19 protein-coding genes are annotated in these 22,114 nt (G+C 57.4%); 15 read left to right on the top strand and 4 right to left on the bottom strand.

Annotated features, from left to right (window positions below; translation table 11 throughout):
* Positions 1 to 88 precede the first annotated feature (88 nt).
* Positions 89 to 847, bottom strand: coding sequence for a LytR/AlgR family response regulator transcription factor (locus tag MHFGQ_RS12690; protein WP_106005366.1), 759 nt, complete (start codon positions 845 to 847; stop codon positions 89 to 91).
* On the bottom strand, positions 835 to 2,547 hold the full coding sequence (locus MHFGQ_RS12685; RefSeq protein WP_106005367.1) for a sensor histidine kinase: 1,713 nt from the start codon (positions 2,545 to 2,547) through the stop codon (positions 835 to 837). The genes MHFGQ_RS12690 and MHFGQ_RS12685 overlap by 13 nt, the downstream gene beginning before the upstream one ends.
* Before the next feature lie 166 nt (positions 2,548 to 2,713).
* Between MHFGQ_RS12685 and amrA the strand changes: the two genes are divergently transcribed.
* Genes amrA through MHFGQ_RS12670 form a run of 3 tightly spaced genes read left to right on the top strand, consistent with a single transcriptional unit; the run spans position 2,714 to position 6,106 of the window.
* A complete protein-coding gene (amrA, locus tag MHFGQ_RS12680) occupies positions 2,714 to 4,132 on the top strand; it encodes an AmmeMemoRadiSam system protein A (protein WP_343105511.1) in 1,419 nt (472 codons plus the stop codon).
* A gap of 29 nt (positions 4,133 to 4,161) precedes the next feature.
* Positions 4,162 to 5,160, top strand: coding sequence for an AmmeMemoRadiSam system radical SAM enzyme (gene amrS, locus MHFGQ_RS12675; RefSeq protein WP_106005368.1), 999 nt, complete (start codon positions 4,162 to 4,164; stop codon positions 5,158 to 5,160).
* Positions 5,161 to 5,173: 13 nt separating this feature from the next.
* On the top strand, positions 5,174 to 6,106 hold the full coding sequence (locus MHFGQ_RS12670; protein WP_106005369.1) for an aminopeptidase: 933 nt from the start codon (positions 5,174 to 5,176) through the stop codon (positions 6,104 to 6,106).
* Here MHFGQ_RS12670 and MHFGQ_RS12665 read toward each other — a convergent pair.
* Positions 6,103 to 6,381 (bottom strand): hypothetical protein, encoded by a 279-nt coding sequence (locus MHFGQ_RS12665; RefSeq protein WP_106005370.1) that lies wholly within the window; start codon positions 6,379 to 6,381, stop codon positions 6,103 to 6,105. The genes MHFGQ_RS12670 and MHFGQ_RS12665 overlap by 4 nt on opposite strands.
* Before the next feature lie 98 nt (positions 6,382 to 6,479).
* On the opposite strand from MHFGQ_RS12665, the gene MHFGQ_RS12660 reads away from it, so the two are divergent.
* On the top strand, positions 6,480 to 7,667 hold the full coding sequence (locus tag MHFGQ_RS12660) for a M20 family metallopeptidase (RefSeq protein ID WP_106005371.1): 1,188 nt from the start codon (positions 6,480 to 6,482) through the stop codon (positions 7,665 to 7,667).
* Positions 7,668 to 7,694: 27 nt separating this feature from the next.
* The gene (locus MHFGQ_RS12655; protein ID WP_106005372.1) at positions 7,695 to 8,660 is read left to right on the top strand and encodes a hypothetical protein; all 966 of its coding nucleotides are present in this window, start codon (positions 7,695 to 7,697) and stop codon (positions 8,658 to 8,660) included.
* Here the strand turns inward: MHFGQ_RS12655 and MHFGQ_RS12650 are convergent.
* Positions 8,584 to 9,813 carry an MFS transporter gene (locus MHFGQ_RS12650; RefSeq protein WP_106005373.1) on the bottom strand — a complete coding sequence of 410 codons (1,230 nt, stop codon included), beginning with the start codon at positions 9,811 to 9,813 and terminating at the stop codon, positions 8,584 to 8,586. The two genes, MHFGQ_RS12655 and MHFGQ_RS12650, sit on opposite strands and share 77 nt — an antisense overlap.
* A gap of 142 nt (positions 9,814 to 9,955) precedes the next feature.
* Between MHFGQ_RS12650 and argC the strand changes: the two genes are divergently transcribed.
* The 10 genes from argC to MHFGQ_RS12600 all read left to right on the top strand — a co-directional run bounded on the left by argC (position 9,956) and on the right by MHFGQ_RS12600 (position 22,030).
* Complete coding sequence (gene argC / locus MHFGQ_RS12645; protein ID WP_106005374.1) at positions 9,956 to 10,996, top strand: N-acetyl-gamma-glutamyl-phosphate reductase; 1,041 nt, start codon at positions 9,956 to 9,958, stop codon at positions 10,994 to 10,996.
* An 89-nt stretch (positions 10,997 to 11,085) separates the two neighbouring features.
* On the top strand, positions 11,086 to 12,303 hold the full coding sequence (gene argJ / locus MHFGQ_RS12640) for a bifunctional glutamate N-acetyltransferase/amino-acid acetyltransferase ArgJ (RefSeq protein WP_106005482.1): 1,218 nt from the start codon (positions 11,086 to 11,088) through the stop codon (positions 12,301 to 12,303).
* Between the two features lie 40 nt (positions 12,304 to 12,343).
* Positions 12,344 to 13,234, top strand: coding sequence for an acetylglutamate kinase (gene argB, locus MHFGQ_RS12635; RefSeq protein WP_106005375.1), 891 nt, complete (start codon positions 12,344 to 12,346; stop codon positions 13,232 to 13,234).
* A 17-nt stretch (positions 13,235 to 13,251) separates the two neighbouring features.
* Entirely contained in the window at positions 13,252 to 14,460 is a 1,209-nt protein-coding gene (locus MHFGQ_RS12630) for an acetylornithine transaminase (RefSeq protein ID WP_106005376.1), read from the top strand.
* Between the two features lie 41 nt (positions 14,461 to 14,501).
* Positions 14,502 to 15,446 carry an ornithine carbamoyltransferase gene (gene argF, locus MHFGQ_RS12625; protein WP_106005377.1) on the top strand — a complete coding sequence of 315 codons (945 nt, stop codon included), beginning with the start codon at positions 14,502 to 14,504 and terminating at the stop codon, positions 15,444 to 15,446.
* A gap of 84 nt (positions 15,447 to 15,530) precedes the next feature.
* A complete protein-coding gene (locus MHFGQ_RS12620; RefSeq protein ID WP_106005378.1) occupies positions 15,531 to 16,739 on the top strand; it encodes an argininosuccinate synthase in 1,209 nt (402 codons plus the stop codon).
* Between the two features lie 311 nt (positions 16,740 to 17,050).
* Positions 17,051 to 18,427, top strand: a complete 1,377-nt coding sequence (argH, locus tag MHFGQ_RS12615; RefSeq protein WP_106005379.1) for an argininosuccinate lyase — start codon at positions 17,051 to 17,053, stop codon at positions 18,425 to 18,427.
* A gap of 95 nt (positions 18,428 to 18,522) precedes the next feature.
* On the top strand, positions 18,523 to 19,131 hold the full coding sequence (locus MHFGQ_RS12610; protein ID WP_106005380.1) for a hypothetical protein: 609 nt from the start codon (positions 18,523 to 18,525) through the stop codon (positions 19,129 to 19,131).
* A 108-nt stretch (positions 19,132 to 19,239) separates the two neighbouring features.
* Positions 19,240 to 20,754 carry a sodium:solute symporter family transporter gene (locus MHFGQ_RS12605; RefSeq protein WP_106005381.1) on the top strand — a complete coding sequence of 505 codons (1,515 nt, stop codon included), beginning with the start codon at positions 19,240 to 19,242 and terminating at the stop codon, positions 20,752 to 20,754.
* Complete coding sequence (locus tag MHFGQ_RS12600) at positions 20,732 to 22,030, top strand: phenylacetate--CoA ligase family protein (protein WP_106005382.1); 1,299 nt, start codon at positions 20,732 to 20,734, stop codon at positions 22,028 to 22,030. The genes MHFGQ_RS12605 and MHFGQ_RS12600 overlap by 23 nt, the downstream gene beginning before the upstream one ends.
* Positions 22,031 to 22,114: the final 84 nt, after the last annotated feature.

The following is a 22,114-nucleotide window of genomic DNA, read 5'->3' as shown; positions in this document are numbered from 1 at the left end:
ATTTTAAGGCCAGAGGGGTGACCGGGCCAGCAATTTTGCCTCAACGACGCTATTTCATCCTGAACGGCGCCGGTAAAACTTTAAGATTTTAAAATCCCAGGACGGAACGTACGTCTTTAAGATATGTGCGGCCGATGGGGATTTCGGTCTTCTCCTCGTCTTTTAAGAGCAGTCTGTAGGTGCCGTGAAAATAGGGTGCCACTTCTCGAACGTGGTCGAGGTTGACAATAAAACTGCGATGGACCCGTAAAAATCTCCTGTCCAGCTTATCTTCCAATTCCTGGAGGGTGCCGGGAAAACGCAGTATGCCCTGGTGGGTTTTTAATAGGACGTGATGGCCCTGGGCTTCGGCGTAAATTATCTCCTCCGGATCGACCACGAGCAGCCGTTCTTCCCTCCAGGCGGCTATTTTAGCAGTTTTACGGTGGGCCGCCAGCTGGGCGAGGAGTCCGGCCAGGGGCGGCGCGACCTGCTGCTGGATGAGATGGCGTATGCGGTCCAGGGTGGTGGCCATCCTTTCAGCGTTGAAAGGTTTTAACAGGTAATCGACGGCGTTCAGTTCAAAGGCCTGTACGGCATAGTCGTCATAGGCTGTGGCAAATATGATTAAGGGAGGGGCCGCCTGTTTTAACAGCAGCCGCGCCACCTCTACCCCGTCCAGATCCCAGAGCTCAATGTCCAGGAAGACGACGTCCGGCCGCAGGGCAGAAGTCAGCTCCAGGGCCTCCCCGCCGCCTGCGGCCTCACCAATTACAGTGAAATCGGCGTCCTGCTCGAGGTAATAGCGTAGCTCCTGCCGGGCCGGCTCTTCGTCGTCGACAATGAGGGCCTTGATTAAACGGCGCAATTGACAACCTCCTTAACGTCTACCCTGCCCGGCCGCGGCAGGAAAAATTCTACCCGCGTACCGCCCTCAGGGTTGGAACTTAACCTTAGACCCGCTTCCGGACCGTAGAGCAGGCGCAGGCGCTCATTAACGTTTACAAGACCGACATTATTGCCTTTGTCTGCCTCACCGGTTAATAATCTATTTACCTTATCGAGATTTATACCTACGCCGTTGTCGCTGACGGTTATATGGGCCTGGCCTCCGACTTCACGGGCGGTGATGGTTATCCGTCCGCCTTCCCGACGGGGTAAAAGGCCGTGTTTGACGGCATTTTCCACCAGGGGCTGGAGGGTAAAGGGCGGCAGCAGGTAGTTGGCCGCATTCGGATCTACTTCAATAGTTACCTCCAGGCGGGGGCCGAAGCGGGCTTTTTCAATGGCCAAGTAAGAACGTACATGCTCGATTTCCGTAGCCAGAGTAATAGGTCGGTCAGGGTGCTGCAGGTTGCGGCGGAAAAAGTCACCGAGGTATCCCAGGAGCTGACGCGCCTTATCCGGGTCAAGGCGGCAGACGGACATGATGGTGTTTAAGGCATTAAACAAGAAGTGGGGGTTAATTTGAGACTGCAGGGCACGGATCTCGGCCCTGGCCACAAGTTGTTCCTGGCGATCGATTTCCGCAAGCTCCAGCTGGGTAGAGAAAAGGTGTCCCAGGCCGGCCGCCAACTCGAGGTCGAGGGGTCCAACGGCATTGGCCCGGGTATGATAAAGCTTTAAGGTGCCGATGACTTTACCCCGGGAGTGAAGGGGAACGACTACGGCTGCTTTAAGGGGGCATTGCCGATGGTGGCAGCCGATTTCGGTCGCCGCCTGGGCCACCTGGATTTTCCCTGTGGCCAGGGCCTGCAGGGTGGCGTTGGTCAGGACCTTTTGTCCCGGACGGTGGTGATCGTCTCCGGCACCAATGTGGGCGAGGATCTCATCGCCGGCGGTGATGGCTACGGCCTCAAACCCGGTGATTTCCCTAATTATCATTGCCGTTTGGCGCGCGGAAACGTTATTTAATCCCACTCGCAGGTAAGGAAGGGTTTTATTGGCTATTTTTAAGGCCTTCTGGGCCTGAACGGCGCCGGCCAGTTCCTCCTCCCGCAGGACGTTTTGGATGATAATTACTGCCAGGGCGATGCCGGTGGCATTAACCAGCATCATGGGCCAGGCGATGATCTTTACCAGGCTCCAGGCGGCGGTAAAGGGTCGGGCCATGGCCAGGATAATCAGCATCTGCAGCCCTTCGGCTATAAATCCGGCGGTAAAGGCTACGGTCCAGGGCAGGGGGCGCCTGGGGTAAATGCGGGCTATCAAGCCTCCTAGCAGTCCTTCCACCGTGGTGGATACGCCGCAGGCAAGGGCGGTAAAGCCCCCTAGAAAATAACGATGGCCGCCTGCTATTAAGCCGGAGAAGAGGCCGACCAGGGGACCGCCGAAAAGGCCGCCGACCATGGGGGCCATCACCCGGGAATTGGCCAGGGCGTCTTGAACGGGAATGCCGGTGTAGCTGCCGAAGATTCCGAGTAAGCCGAAGAGTATAATGAGGAGCGTTTTTTGATAAGGCGTCGCCTGCTCCTGAAGCAATTTCCGGAAAATACGGGAACGGGTCAGGACGAAGGCCAGGGTTATCACGACGCTCATGCGTTCTACCAGAGATATAAAAAGGGGCATTTTCTATCAACTCCGGCACGTAAATAGACAGTAAAATCTGTATCAATATTTATTCTAACTTAAAAGACGTGGTCGGCACAATAGCAGAAGACACCAGCCTTTATAGGCTTTATTATCCCCCCTGTGAAAAGAATGGCAAATGTGGTAAAGTAAACCCAGGAGGTACATGAAAGGATGGCCGGCGGGTCATATTAAAAGGGGTGATTTTATGGGACGCCTGCTGGATGTTGTCTTTATGCCCCATCCGCCCATTATGGTGCCGGAAGTGGGTGGACGGGAAGTAGAAAAAATAGCCGCCACAGTCAAAGCGGCGGAGGAGGTGGCCACCAGGGTAGCGGAGCACAGGCCGGAGGTAGTGGTGATTATTTCCCCCCACGGACCTGTCTTCCGCGACGCTGTGGGCATCTGGGCCGTCCCGGAGCTGCGGGGTGACCTGGGGGCGTTCGGAGCCGGAGTAGTAAAATTCGCGTATTCTTTAGATTTAGACCTCAGCCGGGCCATAGCCGGGGCGGCCCGGGAAAAGGGGCTGCCCGCCGTCCTGCTGGATGGGGACGCCTGTCGTCGTTACGGGCTGATCCCGGAATTGGACCACGGCATGATGGTGCCCCTTTATTATCTGCGGCGGGCGGGCATTGATACCCCCCTGGTAGCCATGGGTATGGCCTTCCTGGAACGGCAGCAGCTCTATGCCTTTGGCGCCAGTCTGGCCCGGGCCATTGAGGCCGGTCCCCATAGGGTTCTCCTGGTGGCCAGCGGCGATTTATCCCACCGGCTTCAACCGGGCGCTCCCGCGGGTTACGACCCCCGGGGCCGGGAGTTTGATCGCAGGGTGCAGGAACTTTTGGCCGGTCTGGACGTGCAGGGCTTTCTGGCCATACCCGAGGAGCTGGCGGAAGGGGCCGGTGAGTGCGGGCTGCGTTCCTTTATAATGGGCCTGGGGGCCCTGGACGGCTGGAAAGTGCGCGGCGAGGTTTTATCCTATGAAGGTCCCTTTGGTGTGGGGTATCTTATTGCCCACTATGAGCCGATGCAACGAGATCCTGGACGGAGCCTGATTGCCGGGGTGAAGAGAGGGAGGGAAGAATCCCTGCCGGTGCGTCTGGCCCGGCAGAGCCTGGAGCATTACCTGCGGACCGGGAAAGTTTTGCCAGTGCCCGTTCCCCTGCCTCCGGAGCTGGCCGGCAGGGCCGGTGCCTTTGTTTCCATAAAAAAACACGGCAATTTAAGGGGATGTATCGGCACCATCGGTCCTACCAGGGCCAACCTGGCCGAGGAGATTATTTACAATGCCCTGGCCGCCGGCCTGGAAGACCCGCGTTTCCCTCCGGTTACAGTTGAAGAACTGCCGGAATTGACATATTCCGTTGATGTTTTGGGTGAGCCCGAACCGGCTACCATGGCCGATTTGGACCCCAGGGTTTACGGCGTCATCGTCAGCTGCGGTCGGCGCCGGGGGCTGCTCCTTCCGGATCTGGAGGGCATCGACACCGCTCAAGAACAGGTGGCCATTGCCCGCCAGAAGGCAGGTATTAAACCCAATGAACCGTATCGTTTGGAAAGGTTTAAAGTCACCCGCTACCATTAGGTAAAGGCAAACCCGCGAGGAGGTCGGCCATGACCGCAAAGGAAGCCATGTATTATGTAAAATTACCCGGGGGAAAGGTCGAATGCCACCTCTGCCCCCACACCTGCGTTATTAACCCCGGCGGCCGGGGTGTCTGCCGGGTAAGGGAAAACCGGGAAGGGAGGCTTTATACCCGCAATTACGGCCGCTGTTCTTCCCTGGCCCTGGATCCTATTGAAAAAAAGCCCCTCTATCATTTTTATCCCGGCAGCCTTATCCTTTCGGCCGGAACGGTCGGCTGCAATTTTCGCTGTGAGTTCTGCCAGAACTGGGAGATAGCCCAGGATGAGCCGGAAACGGTAACCATTACTCCCGGGGATCTCGTGCATAAAGCCAGGGAAACAGGTAGCTTGGGAATCGCCTATACCTACTCCGAACCCCTGGTCTGGTATGAATTTGTCCTGGACACGGCGCGCCTGGCACGGGAGGCGGGGTTAAAAAATGTGATGGTTACCAACGGTTTTATCCGACCGGAACCTCTGGCCGGCCTTCTCCCCTGGATCGATGCCTGGAACATCGACGTCAAGGGTTTCAGCCTGGAATTCTATCGTAAAATCGTGCACGGCGATTATCGCCCTGTCCTGGAAACCGCGGCGGCGGCGGTTAAAGCCGGCGGCCACGTGGAGATAACGACCCTTTTGGTGACGGGGTTAAACGACGCCCCGGAGGAACTGCAAGAGCTGGTGCTGTGGATAGCGAATAATCTGGGCGTAGATACGCCCCTGCATTTTTCCCGCTATTTCCCCCGCTATCGCCTGCAGGCGCCGCCCACTCCCGTGACGATACTGCGACGCGCCTGGGAAATGGCCCGGCGGTATTTGCATTATGTTTACCTCGGCAACGTGGACGATCCGGAGGCCAACAACACCTACTGTCCGGTCTGCGGGGAACTGGTTATCCGGCGGACGGGTTATCATGTTTCCCTGCCGGGCCTCGCCGGGCGCAGTTGCCGTAGCTGCGGAAGCGAGCTGGCCATTATTGTGAATTAAAGGAGTTGTTAATATGCCGGATTTAGCTGCAGCCTGCCGTCTGGCCCTCATGGAATGCCTGGGGGTCAGGGCCGGAGAAACAGTTCTCGTCGTCACCGATACCGAAATGCAGCCAATTGGCGACGCCTTTTTTGCGGCCGCCAGGGAGCTACAAGCTGAAGTGGCTCTTATCACCATGATACCGCGTGACAACCACGGCCAGGAGCCGCCGTCGGCGGTGGCGGCGGCCATGGGGAAAAGCCGGGTCGCCGTCCTGGCTACTTCCCGCTCCTTATCCCATACCCGGGCCCGCCGGGAGGCCAATGCCGCCGGCGCCCGTATTGCCTCCCTGCCCGGCGCTACGGCCGATATGCTGGAACGGACCCTGTCCGTAGACTATAAAGAATTGGCCGCCGTTTGCGAAGAATATGCTGCCCTTTTGACCGATGGCCGGGAGGTTCACCTGACGACTGCGGCGGGTACGGATCTTACCTTCAGCATAGCCGGTCGTAAGGGGCATCCCGACACCGGTCTGTACACCCGGCCGGGGAGTTTCGGCAATTTGCCGGCAGGGGAGGCGTATGTGGCCCCGGTAGAAGGAACGGCCCGGGGGTTCCTCGTTATTGACGGTGCTCTGGCCGGTATCGGTATTTTGGAAAAACCCCTGCACATAAAAGTAGAAGAGGGACGGGCCGTCGCTGTCGACGGCGGGCGGGAAGCTCGGTTGATCGAGGAGATTTTTGCCAAATACGGTCCGGCCAGCCGCAACATTGCCGAGCTGGGCATCGGCCTTAACCCCCTGGCCCGCCTGACCGGTAACGTCCTGGAAGATGAAAAGGTGCGCGGTACCGTACACGTCGCCCTGGGCGACAACAGTACCTTTGGCGGCAACGTGGAAGCCCCCAGTCACCTGGACGGCATCCTCCTCCGCCCCCGGCTCGAGATAGACGGGCGGCATATCCTTTAATAAGCGGTACGACCCGACGGACCCCCGCCGTCCTTGAAACGTTCGCCCCTGCCGCAGGCGGGCACGTCGCCCTGGTAGCGGCGATGGGGGAAGGTGGCGAAATTGGGGGGCAAAATCTCCGCCGGTAAAATGGTAGCCCCCGTAAGAACGTTTTTTCCCCGGATGCGAAAAGGACAAGGACCCATATATCCCCCCGTCCCCCCCGTCATGCCTTCCAATTCGCACCCTTCGCCGTAAAAGTACGGGCAGGGATGGTTGCAGGTTGCGGGGAACATGCGCGTTCCTCCTTTTGTTTATCCTTTTTCATTTCCCCTTTTGAAGCTTATTATTCCCCGCAGTAAACAACTAATTTGTTGATGCAGGGAGTTTTGCTATGCATGCCCTCAAAGAAAAAATGGCCCACACAATTGAAGCTTTAAAAGAGCAGATTATCGACGTAGCCGAGGCCATATACGACCATCCGGAAACAGGCAACCAGGAATACTTTGCCGTAGAGCTTTTGGCGGGCATCCTGGCGGCGCGGGGTTTTAAGATTACCCGCCCCCTCTGCCAGCTGCCCACGGCCTTCCGGGCCGAGCTGGAAGGCGGTATCGGACCGCGGGTGGCCCTCATCGCCGAATACGACGCCCTGCCGGGGCTGGGCCATGCCTGCGGTCATAATTTGATAGCCGCCGCCAGCCTGGGGGCGGCCCTGGCCCTGGCCGAAACAATTAAAGAGCTGGGGGGTACCGTTGTCCTTTTGGGAACTCCGGCCGAAGAAACCTGCGGGGCCAAGGTGGCCCTGGTCCGCCAGGGCGTTTTCAACGATCTGGATGCAGTTATGATGTTTCATCCCGGCGATACCAACGCCGTCGAGGTTTATTCCCTGGCCCTGGAAGCTTTGGAATTTATTTTTGAGGGGCGTGCCGCCCATGCCGCCGCCTGCCCTGAGGAAGGCATTAACGCCCTGGAGGCGGTGATCCAATTCTTTAATAACATCAACAGCCTGCGTCCATATTTGCAGGATGGGGCCAGCATCCAGGGTATTATCGCCGAAGGAGGGACTTCTCCCAATGTCATTCCTGAAAGGACCGTGGCTCGCTTTTACGTGCGCGCCCGTACCCGGAGCGCATTAAATAAGGTTGTCCAGAGGGTGGAAAACTGCGCCGCAGCGGCGGCCCTGGCGACGGGTTGTCGCTACTGGTATCACAATTACGAACCTTCTTATGAACCTATGGTGACCAACCGGGCCCTGGCCGCGGCATGGCGCGAAAATTTAAAGAAGCTGGGCGTAACGGATTCCGGTTCTCCCTGTTACAGCCGTGGTTCCCTGGATATGGGCAACGTCAGCCAGGTGGTGCCGGCCATCCATCCTTACCTGTCCCTGAATGTCGGCAGGCTTGCACCCCACACTCCCCAATTTGCCCGGGCCGTCCGGGGTGAAGCCGGGCGAAGGCTTGTAATCCTGGCGGCCACGGTTCTGGCCTGGACGGCGGCCGACGTTATCCTCGATAAAAAATTGCTGCGGCAGATGAAAGAAGAATTCGCCGGCGCTATTCATACACAGCGTTTCGACGCATAAAAATTTAAAAGGATGGAGGGAGGGGACATGGATAATCGCCGGCGATGGTTTCGGGCATTGATAATCCTTGCCCTGGCGGCAACCATCTTTTGGCAGCGGACGGGCGCAGGAAAAATCAATGCCTATGAAGCCCGGGCCCTGGCCGTCATGGGCGAAGGGAGTCGGGAAGGAAGGGAACTGCTGCAGGAAATTGCCGAGGGCCGGAAAACCGGAGTATATCATCTCCAGGCCGAAGGGGACATCGTCCCCAATGCCGGTACGGAGAAGGTCATCGGCCTGACCGTTTCCAAGGATCGCGGCCTGCTGGGCGTTTTCGGCACGGAGGGGAACCGGCAGGTTATGCTGGCCTGCCTGGACACTCTGCCCTTACAGGAAGTAAAGGTAGTTCAACTGGAGGCCGGGCAGAATGCCGTCTTAATCCGGGAGCTCCTTGACGAGCGCTTCGGAGGTTACTTTTTGAGCAGCTTTTATGCTTTATATAACTGGCAGGGGAATGGTTTGCAGGAGATCTGGCGAAAAATAGCCGGCAACGAAGAGCGCTGGCAAAAGAAATGGCTGGAGCAGGGGGAGGGCTGGCAGGGCGTCAGCGAGCAGGTGACTACGGATTTTAGCCGGGAGAACGGGCGGCTGGTGATTAAAACCGTTAGCAGCCAGACCCTCTGGTCGGCGCCGGAAGCAAACGGACCTCGGACGAACCTCCAGAGCCGCACAGTAGCCCATACCTATCGCTGGGAACCGGCCTGGGGGGCCATGGTCATGGCCGTCGGCAAGGTCAACCAGACGACCCCTTTCAAAGAGCGCCGGGGGAATAAATATATCGACGTTTTTAATTTGCCCTCCGGAGAGGAAGTAGCCGTTTTGGAAGATGAAGACCTGCTGGCATGGCTGAAGGCCGGAGAACCTTCATACTGGCGGGTCAAGACGAGGACCGGTCGTGTCGGCTATGTTTTGAAGTCCCATGTAGATCTTTCACTTCCCGCCACACCCAGATAAAGTTAAGGGCCAGGAGGATACTGGCGACGTAAAAGATCGATCGCAGTCCCAAAAGGGACGCCCAGAACCCCCCGGCCAGGGGGCCGGAGAAGTTGCCCAAAAAGAAGGCGCTCTGGGTGAGGCCGTAAACCCGCCCCCTTTTTGCGGAAGGGGTAAAAAGGGCGATGAGGGCATTGGCCATCGGCAGCAGTCCCCCGAGAAAGAGCCCCTGGATGAAACGCAGGGCGATTAGGGGGGAAACCCGGGCGACCATACCCTGGGGGAAATAAAATAACGCCGAACCTGCCAGACAGATGAGGAGGCAGCGTTTGTAACCCCAGGAACGGGCGTGGCGGCCGAGGACGGTGACGGCTATCACCTGGGCCAGGCCGGTCATGGCCACGGTAAGGCCTACCAGGGTGTTGATGTTGACGTTGTTGCCGGCCAGTTCCCGGACGTACAGGGGCATGAGGGGTTCCACGCCCCGCGTGGCAAACTGGGAAAGGAAAATAACGACAAACATGATATAAATGGTAAGCGGCCAGGAAAGCAAGCCGACCAGGCCGTTTTTTTCTTTTGGTTCAGTTGGCGGTGTGGCGACGGGGTGAAAGTCTTCGTGGACCATGGTCGCCGCCAGAAGGGCGCCGATAAGACCGAGGCAACCCGCGATAATAAAAACGCTGCGGAGGGGGAAGCGATCAGCCAGCACGCCGCCGATTAAAGGACCCAGCACTAGACCCAGAACCTGGCCCGTCTGTAGCCAGCCTAGGGCAAATCCCAGATAATTTGCCGGGGTGATGCTGGCGGCCAGGGCCAGGGCCGCAGCCGAATAACCGCTGAATACACCCATGAGGATGCGGCAGATTAAGAGTTGATAGGGGCTGGTGACGAAGGCCGGCAACATGGTAAATATGGCAATGCTCGCCGATGAACGGACCAGCATGGGCTTGCGGCCGTAACGGTCGGCGAAGCTGCCCCAAAGGGGTGACATTAGGCCGGTAAAGAGGGCGTTGACGCCGAGGAGAATGCCGGACCAGCTTTGCAGGTGGCGAGGGTCACTCACCCCCAGCTCGTTGACGAAGAAGGGCAAAAAGGGTGTGGCGATATGAAAGGTCCCTGTGACCAATGTTTGAACGGCGACCATGAAGTAGAGGTTGCGCTGCCAGAGGGGCATGGCTTTTCTTCCTTTCACCTTAATCTATCATAGTTTTCATGGCAATCATTGTCAACGAAAATAAAATATTTTTTGCCGGGTATTGCATTAATATGCATTAGAGATGTATAATTATAACATCACCTCAAGGAGGTTCCCGCCGTTGGTCAAAGTAGGTATCATTGGCGCCACAGGGTATACCGGCGCCGAGCTGGTGCGGATCTTAAGCAGGCACCCGGAGATAGAACTGGTGGCTTTGACTTCCCGGCATTATGCCGGTGAGGAGATGGCCGACGTTTATCCTGCCTTAACAGGTTATGTGGCATCCCCTTGCGAAGACTTAACACCGGAGGACGTCCTGGAAAGGGCGGAGGTTGTTTTCATCGCCCTGCCCCATGGGCACGCGGTCAAGGTGGCCGGCCGGGCCGTTGAAATGGGAGTGAAGGTCATCGACCTGGGGGCCGATCTGCGCTTCCGGGACGCTGCGGTTTACGAGGAATGGTATAAAGTATCCCACGCCGATCATGAACTGGCGGCAAATGCCGTCTACGGCCTGCCGGAGATCCATCGCGAGGCAATACGCAAGGCCCGGGTGGTGGCCAATCCCGGCTGTTACCCTACAAGCGTCATCCTGGGCCTGGCACCCCTCCTTAAGGCCGGTTACATCGATCCGGCGACCATCATCATCGATGCCAAATCGGGGGTGTCCGGGGCCGGCCGCGAGGCCAGGGTAACCAGCCTTTTTGTGGAATGCAATGAAAATATCAACCCCTACGGCGTGGCCGGCCACCGCCATACCCCGGAGATCGAGCAGGAACTGAGCTTACTAGCCGGCCGGGAAGTTAAGGTGACTTTTACGCCCCACCTCCTGCCCATCAGCCGGGGGATCTTAAGTACCATGTACGCCGCCTTGGTTCGACCGGCGACGGAAGGGGAACTCCGGCAGGTTTACCGGGATTTCTATGCCGGGGAACCCTTCGTCCACCTACTGCCCAGGGGCACCTGGCCCCACACCCGCTGGGTTTACGGCAGCAACAACTGCCATATCAACTTGACGGTGGACGGCCGCACCGGCCGGGTGGTTGTCGCCAGCGCTATAGATAATCTGACCAAGGGCGCATCAGGCCAGGCAGTGCAGAACTTTAACCTCATGTGCGGTTTTGCGGAAAGTACGGCCCTGGCCGCCCCGGGACTATGCCCTTAAATACGGAAAAGCCTTTCGCGGCGGCAAGGCCGGGCGTTAAAGCAGGAAATACCGTCCTGAGAAAGATTTGTATCTGGAGGAAGGAAAGGATGACAGGAGATATCCAGCCGGTTGCCGGCGGCATTACCGCTCCCAAAGGGTTCGTCGCCGCCGGCGTCCACGCCGGACTAAAAAAGGAAAAGATGGATCTGGCCCTGATTGTCAGCGAGGTGCCGGCCACGGCCGCGGCCGTTTACACCAGGAACCGGGTAAAGGCCGCCCCCCTGCTGGTTACCAGGGAGCACCTCAAAAGCGGGATCGCCCGGGCCATCGTCTGCAACAGCGGCAATGCCAACGCCTGTACGGGAGAGCGGGGTTACCGCGACGCCCGGGAGATGGCGGCCCTTACCGCCGCCGCCGTGGGTTGCGAACCCTGGCAGGTGGTGGTGGCCTCCACCGGCGTTATCGGCGTACCCCTGCCCATGGATAAAATCAGCGCCGGCATCCGGGCGGCAGCAGAAAAGCTGGCAGTGGACGGCGGCAGTGATGCCGCGGCGGCCATTATGACCACCGATACTATAAAAAAGGAAATTGCCGTTCAGCTGTCCCTGGGAGGGGTCACGGTCACCATCGGCGGCATCGCCAAGGGTTCCGGCATGATCCACCCCAACATGGGAACCATGCTCTGCTTTTTGACAACCGATGTGGCCATGGAAAGGGAAGATCTGGAGCAGGCCTTGAGGGCGGTAGTGGACCGGACCTTCAACATGGTCACGGTGGACGGCGACACCAGCACCAACGACATGGCCGTCATCCTGGCCAATGGCTGCGCCGGCAACCCGCCCTTGACCATTGAAGATCACGCCGCCTTTCGCGCCGCCCTGGAATACGTCTGCCGGGAGCTGGCCCGCCTGATTGCCCGGGACGGCGAGGGGGCAACCAAGCTCATCACCGTCAAGGTGCGGGGAGCGACCAGCGAGGGAGAAGCCCGTTTGGTCGCCCGGACCGTGGCCGGTTCTAACCTGGTAAAGAGCGCCGTTTTCGGCGCCGACGCCAACTGGGGACGCATTATCTGCGCCGCAGGATACTCCGGGGCAGAAATAGATCCGGACAGGGTAGACATTTACCTGGAAAGCCGTGCCGGCTGCGAGCAGATGGCTAGAGACGGTGAGGCGTTGCCCTTTTGCGAAGAAAGGGCGGCGGCCATTTTACGGGAAGAGGAAATTACCATAATCCTTGACTTGAAGCAGGGAACGGCTGCGGCCACCGCCTGGGGCTGTGACCTGACCTATGATTATGTAAAGATCAATGCCTCTTACCGGACTTAAGTAGCCTTCTCCTCTAAAAAGTTTACCGGAGGAATGCAATATGCCCCTTTCCCCCCTGGAAAAAACGGAAATCCTCATTGAAGCCCTGCCCTACATCCGCCAGTTTTACGGCAAAACGGTAGTTATCAAGTACGGCGGCCACGCCATGACCAACTGCGATCTTAAAAGGGCCGTCATGCAGGACGTCGTCCTCATGCACCTGGTGGGCATGCGGCCGGTAATCGTCCACGGCGGCGGACCGGAGATTACCGGTATGCTGAAGCGTCTGGGAAAACAGTCGGAGTTTGTCCAAGGCCAGCGCGTAACCGATGCCGAAACTATGGAGATTGTGGAAATGGTCCTGGTGGGGAAGATTAACAAGGAGATCGTTACCAACATCCACCGTTACGGCGGCAAGGCGATAGGTCTGTGCGGCAAGGACGGCGGCCTTATAGAAGCCCAGAAGCAGATGGCCCGCGTCCTGCAGGAAGATGGAAGCGAGGTAGACCTGGATCTGGGATTCGTCGGCCGGGTGGAAAGGATCAATCCCGGTATTATTGAAACCGTCATCGCCGAGGGCTACATCCCTGTGGTGGCGCCCATCGGCGTCGGACCGGACGGGGAAAGCTACAATATAAACGCCGATCTGGTGGCGGGGGAACTGGCCGTGGCGTTGCAGGCCGACAAGCTGGTGCTGCTCACGGATGTGGCAGGGATTTTAGCCGACCGTAACGACCCCGATTCTTTGATCTCCGCCCTGGAGGTCGGCCGGGTGCCGGAGCTCATCCGCCGGGGCGTTATCGAAGGCGGCATGATCCCCAAGGTCAACTGCTGTATCCGCGCCTTGGAGGGCGGCGTCAAGAAAACCCACATTATTGATGGGCGTATACCCCACTCCATTTTGCTGGAAATATTCACCGATACCGGTGTAGGCACCATGGTGGTGCCATAAAGACGGAGGTGGCCGGCATGGATAATGCAGCTATTGTCGCCCTGGGAGAAAAATATGTAATGCGGACCTACGGCCGCTACCCCGTGGCCCTGGTGCGGGGCGAAGGGACTAGGGTTTGGGACGCCGACGGCCGGGAATACCTTGATTTTGTAGGCGGCCTGGCGGTCAACTCTTTGGGACACTGCCATCCCCGGGTGGTGGCGGCCATCAGGGAACAGGCGGGGAAGCTTCTCCACTGCTCCAACCTTTACTGGATAGAACCCCAGGTGGAGCTGGCGCGGCTACTGGTGGAAAATTCGGCCCTGGATAAAGTCTTTTTCTGCAACAGCGGCGCGGAGGCCAATGAAGGGGCCATCAAACTTGCCCGAAAATTTGCCAAGGAACACAGGGGGCCGGAAAGCTACGAGATTATCACCATGCGCCGTTCCTTCCACGGCCGCACCCTGGCCACCCTGACGGCTACCGGCCAGGAGAAATTCCACCGCGGTTTTGCTCCCCTGCCGCCGGGTTTTCGCTATGTTCCCTTTAACGACCTGGCCAGCCTCCGGGCGGCGGTGGGGCCCCGGACCTGTGCCGTCATGCTGGAACCCGTCCAGGGGGAAGGCGGTGTCTACGCGGCCAACAAAGATTACCTTCAGGCGGTGCGGGCCCTCTGCGATGACGAAGGTTTGCTTCTTATTTTCGACGAAGTGCAGTGCGGCCTGGGCCGGACAGGTTACCTCTTCGCCTACCAGTATTACGGCGTGGAACCAGATATCATGACCCTGGCCAAGGCCCTGGCCGGCGGGGTGCCCATCGGCGCCATGCTGGCCAAGGAAAAGGTGGCCGCCTCCTTCGCCCCCGGCGATCATGCCTCTACCTTCGGCGGCAATCCCCTGGCTACGGCCGCGGGGGTGGCGGCCTTTAAGGCCCTGCTGGAAGAGGGACTGGTGGATAACGTCCGCGTTATGGGGGAGTATTTCCGTGGAGAGCTGGAGAAGCTGGTACGGGAATTTCCCCAATTGATAGAGGTCAGGGGCCGCGGACTGCTCCTGGGACTGGAAATGGACGGTCCGGCCGACGCGGTGGTGGCCGCCTGCATGGAGCGGGGCCTGCTAATCAACTCCCTCCACGGCCACGTCCTGCGTTTCCTGCCTCCTCTAAATGTTACCAAAGAAGAAATTGACCGGGCTGTTGCGATTTTAAAAGATGCTTTACAGGAAGTTTTAGGGCAAAAGGCGAATTAATGGAAAAAGGTAAATAACCTAAAGTGAAAGGAGAGTTTTTAATGAATGACATCGCCAAAGGGTTAAAAGGTCGTGATTTTATTTCCCTCAAGGATTTTACCACCGAAGAGATCCTCTATCTTCTGGATCTGGCCGACGAGCTCAAAGCCAAATTGAAAAAGGGTGAACCCCACCCCCTTCTGGCCGGCAAAACCCTGGGCATGATCTTCACCAAGCGTTCCACCCGTACCCGGGTGGCCTTTGAAGTGGGTATGTACCAGCTCGGCGGTTACGCCCTGTTTCTTACCAAAGACGATTTGCAACTGGGCCGGGGCGAGACCATTGCCGATACGGCCCGGGTTTTATCACGGTACCTGGACGGCATTATGATCCGTACCTTTGCCCATAAAGATGTGGAAGAACTGGCGGCCCACGCCACCATTCCCGTCATCAACGGGCTGACGGATTTATTACATCCCACCCAGGCCCTGGCCGACATCATGACCATCCGCGAATGGAAGGGCAAGATTAAAGGCTTGAACCTTACCTTTATCGGCGACGGCAATAACGTGGCCCATTCCCTCATGTACGGCGGCGCCAAGGTAGGTTTAAACGTGACCATCGCCTGTCCTCCAGGTTATGAGCCCCTGCCCCAGGTGGTGGAAGAAGCCCGGCGTATAGCCGCCTACAACGGCTGCCAGATAGCGGTGACCAACAATATCCGGGAAGCCGTCGAAGGAGCCGACATTTTATATACCGACGTCTGGGCCAGCATGGGCCAGGAAGAAGAGGCGGAAAAACGGCGTCAGGCCTTCCAGAAATACCAGCTTAACAGCGAAGTGTTGAAGCTTGCCAAACCCGACGCCATGGTCATGCACTGCTTGCCGGCCCACCGGGGCGAGGAGATTACCGACGAGGTGATCGACGGGCCGCAGTCGGCCGTCTTCGACGAGGCCGAAAACCGCCTCCACGCCCATAAGGCCATTATGGCGGCCCTGATGGGCTAAATTATAAAAATACAAGCTCAAGTAGAAGGCAGGAGAGTACAGGCTGGCAAAACCCTATTTTCCCAGGAGGAAGGAGTTTCTACTATGGCGGAGAAAGTAGTCCTCGCCTATTCCGGCGGGCTCGATACATCCATTATCATTCCCTGGCTCAAAGAAACCTACGGCTACGAGGTTATTGCCATGGCCGTGGATCTCGGTCAGGGAGAAGAATTGGCACCCCTGGAGGAGAAGGCCATCAAAAGCGGGGCCAGCAAGATATACATCCTCGATAAGAAAAAGGAGTTCGTGGAAGAGTACATCTGGCCCACGTTAAAGGCCGGGGCCATCTATGAAGGCAAATATCTCCTCGGCACCTCCTTTGCCCGCCCCCTCATCGCCAAGTGCCTGGTAGAGGTGGCGGAGAAGGAAGGAGCTACCGCCGTGGCCCATGGCGCCACCGGCAAAGGCAACGACCAGGTGCGCTTTGAGCTGGGGGTCAAGGCTTTAAACCCCGATTTAAAGGTCATCGCCCCTTGGCGCATCTGGAATATTCGTTCCCGGGAAGAGGCCATCGACTATGCCATGGCCCGCAACATCCCCGTTCCGGTGACGAAAGACCGGCCCTACAGCATGGATCGCAACCTCTGGCATTTGAGCCATGAGGGTGCCGACCTGGAGGACCCCTGGAACGAGCCCCAGGACGATCTATATTTAATCATTACCCCACCGGAAAAGGCGCCGGACAAACCCACTTACGTAACCATCGATTTTGAAAAGGGCATCCCCGTGGCCGTGGACGGGGAGAGGCTGGATGCCGTGGCCCTGGTGGAAAAATTGAACGATCTGGCGGCGGCCAACGGCGTCGGCATCAATGACATGGTGGAAAACCGCTTGGTGGGCATGAAGTCCCGGGGCGTCTATGAAACCCCCGGAGGGACCGTCCTTTACCTTGCTCACCGGGAGCTGGAAGCCATCACCCTGGACCGCATGACCATGCACTTCAAGGAAATGGTGGCCGCAAAGTACGCCGAGCTGGTCTACGACGGCAACTGGTTCTCGCCCCTCAAAAAAGCCCTGGACGCCTTTGTCGACAGCACCCAAGAAACGGTCACAGGCAGCGTGCGCATGAAGCTGTACAAGGGCAACTGCACTCCCGCAGGGGTCAAATCCCCCTATTCCATCTACAGCGAGGATCTGGTGACCTTCGGTGCCGGCGGCGACTACGATCACAAAGATGCCAGCGGGTTTATCAATCTCTTCGGCCTGCCTTTGAAGGTCCGGGCGTTGATGGAAAAGAAGACGGGTTTGAGGTAAAGAGAGGCCGTAAGATTACGGGATAGGCCGGATATATCCCTCCGCTGCTCAGAAGTTACGCGCCGACAGAACGACGGCTCGGTTCGGACCGTTGCCATGCCGCCTGCGGATTGCCCATGATCAGGCTTCTGATTCCACAAACTTATATCCTTCTATGAGTTTCGTCTATTACCTCTCATAGGCATATTCAGGCGTGCCTTAAGCGGCAGCAACGGTAACCTCACCTCGCCTGTTCTGTTACCGGCGCTTCACTATTCGCAGCTTCGGGATATATCCGGCTAAATATGTCGCATAAAGGAGAATATATTGCGATGAAACTCTGGGGCGGACGTTTTACCAGGACGACCGACCGGCTGGTGGAGGACTTCCATTCCTCCATCAGCTTCGACCGGCGCCTTTACCGGCAGGACATTGCCGGGTCTATAGCCCATGCCCGGATGCTGGCAGCGGTGGGGCTCATCACTCAGGAAGAAGGAGAGACCATCATCAAAGGTTTAGAAGAAATCCGGGCCGACATCGAGGCTGGGCGGGTGGAATTTGATGTTGGCGCCGAGGACATCCACATGAACATCGAAAAGCTCCTCACGGAACGCATCGGCGAACCCGGCAAAAAGCTCCATACGGCCCGCAGCCGTAACGATCAGGTGGCCCTGGATCTGCGCCTATATTTAAAAGAAGAAATCCGGGAGGTTAAAAAACTCCTGGCCGGCCTGCAGAAGGTCCTGGTGGACCTGGCAGAGAAGCACATCAACACCATCATGCCCGGCTATACCCACCTGCAGAAGGCCCAGCCCGTCACCCTGGCCCACCACCTCCTGGCCTACTTTGAAATGTTTTACCGCGACCAAAAACGCCTGGACGGCTGCCTTGAGCGGGTGGACGTCATGCCCCTGGGCGCCGGCGCCCTGGCGGGGACGACCCTGCCCATCGACCGGGAGATGGTGGCCCGGAAGCTCGGCTTTAAAGAAATCAGCGCCAACTCCCTGGACGCTGTGGCCGACCGCGATTTTGTAGTAGAATTTCTGGCGGCGGCTTCCCTCATCATGATGCATTTAAGCCGCCTGGCGGAAGAGATAATCCTCTGGGCCAGCGAGGAATTCGGCTTCATCGAGCTGGACGACGCCTACAGCACCGGTTCCAGCATGATGCCCCAGAAAAAAAACCCCGACGTGGCCGAGCTGGTGCGGGGGAAAACGGGGCGGGTGTACGGGCACCTGATAGGCATGTTGACGGTACTGAAGGGTTTACCCCTGGCCTACAACAAGGACCTGCAGGAAGATAAGGAAGCCCTTTTCGACGCCCTGGATACGGTGAAGGGCTGCCTTATGGTCTTCACCCCCATGCTGGCCACGGCTAAATTCAAGGTTGAACGAATGCGGGAGGATGCGGAGCGGGGCTTCGCTGCCGCCACCGACGTGGCCGAGTACCTGGTGCGCAAAGGGCTCCCTTTCCGCGAAGCCCACGCCGTGGTGGGTGCCCTGGTCCTCCATTGTTTGGAAAGTGGCAAATCCTTCTACGACCTTACTTTAGATGAATGGCGATCCTTTTCTCCATATTTCTCGGAAGACATTTTTAGCCACATTACGTTAGAAGCCTGCATCCGTGGCCGCGACCTCCCTGGCGGACCCGCCCCGGCCGCAGTCAAGCAGGCCCTGGAACGGGCCAGAAGGATTCTGGCGACAATTTAAAAATTATAGCCCGGTTTGAGATAAAAGGCCGGGCTTTTATGTTTTTCTTGTCTGGTTTTTGCTGCCATGGTAAGATTTTATAGGGGGGAGAAAAGGTGGAGGAACAAAAAGTTTTTTTGCTACTGGAAAATATCCAGGCGATGGTGAAAGCCAGTTTGGAAGGGCAAAAGGCTTTTGAAGAGGCCTTTGCAAGGCGCCTGACGGCATTGGAAGAAGGCGTTGATTGCCTTAAAGAAAAGATGCAATGGGCCGCTCATGCTGTCAAAGAACTAAGGCAGGAAGTAGGTACAATTCAAGGAGATATAGTATCCCTTAAGGGAGATGTCGCCGAGCTGAAGACCGAGATGGCAGTCGTCAAGGCCGACGTGGCCGAGCTGAAGACGGAGATGGCCGCCGTCAAGGCCGACGTAGCTGAGTTAAAGACGGAGATGGCGGCCGTAAAGGCCGATGTTGCCGAGTTAAAGGCGGAGATGGCCGCCGTCAAGGCCGACGTAGCTGAGTTGAAAACGGAGATGGCAGCCGTAAAAGCAGATGTAGCTGAGCTTAAGGTGGAAATGGCGCGGGTTAAAGAAGGGATGGCCGACATGCGTGCCGAAAATACGGCCCAACATAAAAAACTCGAACGGCAGTTAAATGTTCTCGCAGGTGAATTTGGCCGTCAGCATATTGAAATTGAGATGCTAAAAGCCAGTACTGGATGGTAATAAAAAATGTTAGCATTTAAAATTTAATTCTACCGGAAGGATTTTGGTGTTTATTGTGGAATAAATAACGACGTCACTTACTTCAAGGCAGAACGGGAGGATGGCAGGATGAAGTTTTTTCTTTTGGGGCTTTATTTTGCAACACTGATTGCCATCGGTTTTTACAGCTTAAGAAAATCGCGAGACGTCGGCGGGTTTTTTCTGGGTAACCGGACCGTGGGCCCCTGGATCTCGGCCTTCGCCTACGGGACGACCTATTTCTCCGCCGTTATTTTTATCGGCTACGCCGGTAAAGTGGGTTGGGGCTTCGGCCTTTCGGATTTATGGATCGTCATCGGCAACGCTTTTATCGGCAGTTTCCTGGCCTGGAAGGTGCTGGCGCGGCCGACACGGGAAATGACGGTGCGCTTAAATGCCATGACCATGCCTGAGTTCCTGGCGGCACGCTACGACAGCCCGGCCTTGCGCACGGTCGGGGCGTTGATAATCTTCATTTTCCTGGTTCCCTATTCCGCCTCTGTGTATATGGGCTTGAGCTACCTTTTTGAGCAGGTCTTCCAGATAGATTTTGCCACGGCCCTCGTCATTATGGCCGCTTTTACGGCCCTCTACCTGGTCCTGGGCGGCTACATCGCCGTTACTTTGACTGATTTCCTGCAAGGCCTCATAATGATCGCCGGCGTGTTTGTTTTGATATATTATGTCATCACTGCCCCTCCGGTGGGCGGTCTGTTTAGCGGGATCAGCCGCCTGGCAGCCATCAATCCCGCCCTGGTTTCCCCGACGGGGCCCAATTGGTTCGCCCTTTTATCTTTAGTGCTTCTCACCAGCCTGGGGCCCTGGGGTCTACCCCAGATGGTACAGAAGTTCTATGCCATTAAGGATGAGCGTTCCATCTGGCCGGCGACGGTGGTTTCCACCCTGTTTGCCCTGATTATTGCCACCGGCGCCTATTTCACGGGAGCCTTTGGCCGCCTTTTTTTCAACAACCAGATGCCCTTACTTAACGGCAAACCCAATCCGGACCTGATAATGCCCCAGATTATCAACCAGTACCTGCCGTCCTGGGTCGGGTTGCTCCTGCTCTTACTGGTGCTGGCGGCCTCCATGTCCACCCTGGCTTCCCTGGTGCTGGTATCCAGTTCGGCCGTGGCTATTGATTTAATCCAGTGGGTCGTGCCACAGATTTCCCGGCGGACGGTCATGTTTCTTTTGAGGTTTTTGTGCGTCTTCTTTATCGGACTTTCTGTTTATATCGCTTTAAAGCCCACCATTATCCTGGTCCTCATGTCCCTGTCCTGGGGCACAGTGGCCGGGGCTTTCCTGGCACCTTACCTGTATGGCCTCTACTGGCCCCGCACCACCAAAGCAGGGGCCTGGGCGGGACTGGTGAGTGGGCTTATAATTTCCCTGGGTTTATCCTTTTATTACCACCTTGACGGCGGCGTCATTCCCACCATCGGCACCCTGGCCATGCTCATCCCCCTGGGTGTCGTTCCCCTTGTCAGTCTAATGACTCCTGCCTTTTCCTGGGAGCATTTGGCCAAAGTTTTCGGCCCCGGCAGGGTGGAGATAGAAAAAGCAGAGGGATTGGTGTCCAATGATCTGGGATTCGGCAAATGAATGTCGTCCCCGGGCGGAAATCGAGGCTCTGCAGCTGGCCAGGCTCCAGGAAACGGTGGCCAGGGTGTACGAGAGGGTTCCTTTTTACCGCCAGGCTATGGATGCCAAAGGTATAAGGCCTTCTGACATCCGTACCCTGGACGACGTCCGCCTCCTGCCCATGACCACCAAGGACGACTTCCGGCGCAATTATCCTTATGGCCTTTTCGCCGTGCCTTTAAAAGAAGTCGTTCGCCTTCACGCCTCTTCCGGTACAACCGGTAAACCCATCGTCGTGGGTTATACTCGTCGCGACCTAGAGACCTGGACAGATCTCGTGGCGCGTTTAGGTGCTATGGCCGGGGTAACGGCGGATGACGTAGTCCAGATAGTTTTCGGCTACGGCCTTTTTACCGGCGGTTTCGGCCTGCACTACGGCATGGAACGATTGGGGGCGACGGTGGTACCGGCGTCGGCCGGGAACTCCAAGCGGCACATCATGTTAATACAGGATTTCGGCACCACCGTGCTGGTGGGAACGCCTTCCTACGTCCTCCACCTGGCCGAGGTGGCGGAACAAGAGGGTATAAATCCGCGGGAACTTCCCGTTCGCCTGGGGTTGTTCGGCGGCGAAGCCTCCAGCCGCGAAATGCTCAAAGAGATTGAGCGCAGATGGGGGATGCTGGCCACCGACAACTACGGCCTGTCGGAAGTCATGGGGCCCGGCGTTTCCGGCGAGTGCCAGTATCAGGACGGACAGCACGTGGCAGAAGATCATTTCCTGGTGGAGATCCTGGACCCGGTAACTGGGGAGCCCTGTCCGCCGGGTGTCAAGGGTGAAGTGGTCATAACGACCTTGACCAAGGAAGCCCTGCCGGTGCTGCGTTATCGCACCCGGGATGTTTCCTCTTTAAATTTTGAGCCGTGCCGCTGTGGCCGCACCACGGCGCGCCTGGCCAAAATTACCGGCCGCACCGATGACATGCTCATTATCCGCGGCGTTAACGTTTTTCCCTCCCAGGTGGAAAGCGTCCTTATGGAAATTGAAGGGGTGGCCCCCCACTACCAGCTTATCGTCAGCCGGCGCAACTATCTAGATGAGCTGGAAATCCGGGTGGAAGTTAACCCGGAGTTTTTCAGCGACCGCTACCGGGAACTCGAGGAACTGGAAGAAAAGGTGGCCGATCGCCTGCATACGGTGCTGCAGTTAAAGGCGCGGGTGCGTCTGGTGGAGCCCTATAGCATTCCCCGGAGCGAGGGCAAGGCCCGGCGGGTTATTGACCTGCGGCCGAAGTAAGTTAATAATGCCTTATTGACGTCCGGATTATTAATATTTATTATGATGTTGAATAGATTCCACATAAAGTTAGGGGGTGGCGAC

This window comes from Moorella humiferrea (assembly GCF_039233145.1).
GTDB lineage: Bacteria > Bacillota > DSM-521 > Neomoorellales > Neomoorellaceae > Neomoorella > Neomoorella humiferrea.
The sequence above is the reverse complement of the archived record's forward strand: the minus strand, read 5'-3'. Positions and strand labels throughout refer to the sequence as shown.

Coding starts and splice junctions, on each gene's coding strand:
- MHFGQ_RS12650 (WP_106005373.1), bottom strand. CDS start 9,813: ATGCCCCTCTGGCAGCGCAACCTCTACTTCATGGTCGCCGTTCAAACA.
- MHFGQ_RS12685 (WP_106005367.1), bottom strand. CDS start 2,547: ATGCCCCTTTTTATATCTCTGGTAGAACGCATGAGCGTCGTGATAACC.
- MHFGQ_RS12605 (WP_106005381.1), top strand. CDS start 19,240: ATGAAGTTTTTTCTTTTGGGGCTTTATTTTGCAACACTGATTGCCATC.
- MHFGQ_RS12600 (WP_106005382.1), top strand. CDS start 20,732: ATGATCTGGGATTCGGCAAATGAATGTCGTCCCCGGGCGGAAATCGAG.
- MHFGQ_RS12660 (WP_106005371.1), top strand. CDS start 6,480: ATGCATGCCCTCAAAGAAAAAATGGCCCACACAATTGAAGCTTTAAAA.
- MHFGQ_RS12630 (WP_106005376.1), top strand. CDS start 13,252: ATGGATAATGCAGCTATTGTCGCCCTGGGAGAAAAATATGTAATGCGG.
- argF (WP_106005377.1), top strand. CDS start 14,502: ATGAATGACATCGCCAAAGGGTTAAAAGGTCGTGATTTTATTTCCCTC.
- MHFGQ_RS12620 (WP_106005378.1), top strand. CDS start 15,531: ATGGCGGAGAAAGTAGTCCTCGCCTATTCCGGCGGGCTCGATACATCC.
- MHFGQ_RS12655 (WP_106005372.1), top strand. CDS start 7,695: ATGGATAATCGCCGGCGATGGTTTCGGGCATTGATAATCCTTGCCCTG.
- MHFGQ_RS12670 (WP_106005369.1), top strand. CDS start 5,174: ATGCCGGATTTAGCTGCAGCCTGCCGTCTGGCCCTCATGGAATGCCTG.
- argH (WP_106005379.1), top strand. CDS start 17,051: ATGAAACTCTGGGGCGGACGTTTTACCAGGACGACCGACCGGCTGGTG.
- amrA (WP_343105511.1), top strand. CDS start 2,714: ATGAAAGGATGGCCGGCGGGTCATATTAAAAGGGGTGATTTTATGGGA.
- argB (WP_106005375.1), top strand. CDS start 12,344: ATGCCCCTTTCCCCCCTGGAAAAAACGGAAATCCTCATTGAAGCCCTG.
- argJ (WP_106005482.1), top strand. CDS start 11,086: ATGACAGGAGATATCCAGCCGGTTGCCGGCGGCATTACCGCTCCCAAA.
- MHFGQ_RS12665 (WP_106005370.1), bottom strand. CDS start 6,381: ATGTTCCCCGCAACCTGCAACCATCCCTGCCCGTACTTTTACGGCGAA.
- amrS (WP_106005368.1), top strand. CDS start 4,162: ATGACCGCAAAGGAAGCCATGTATTATGTAAAATTACCCGGGGGAAAG.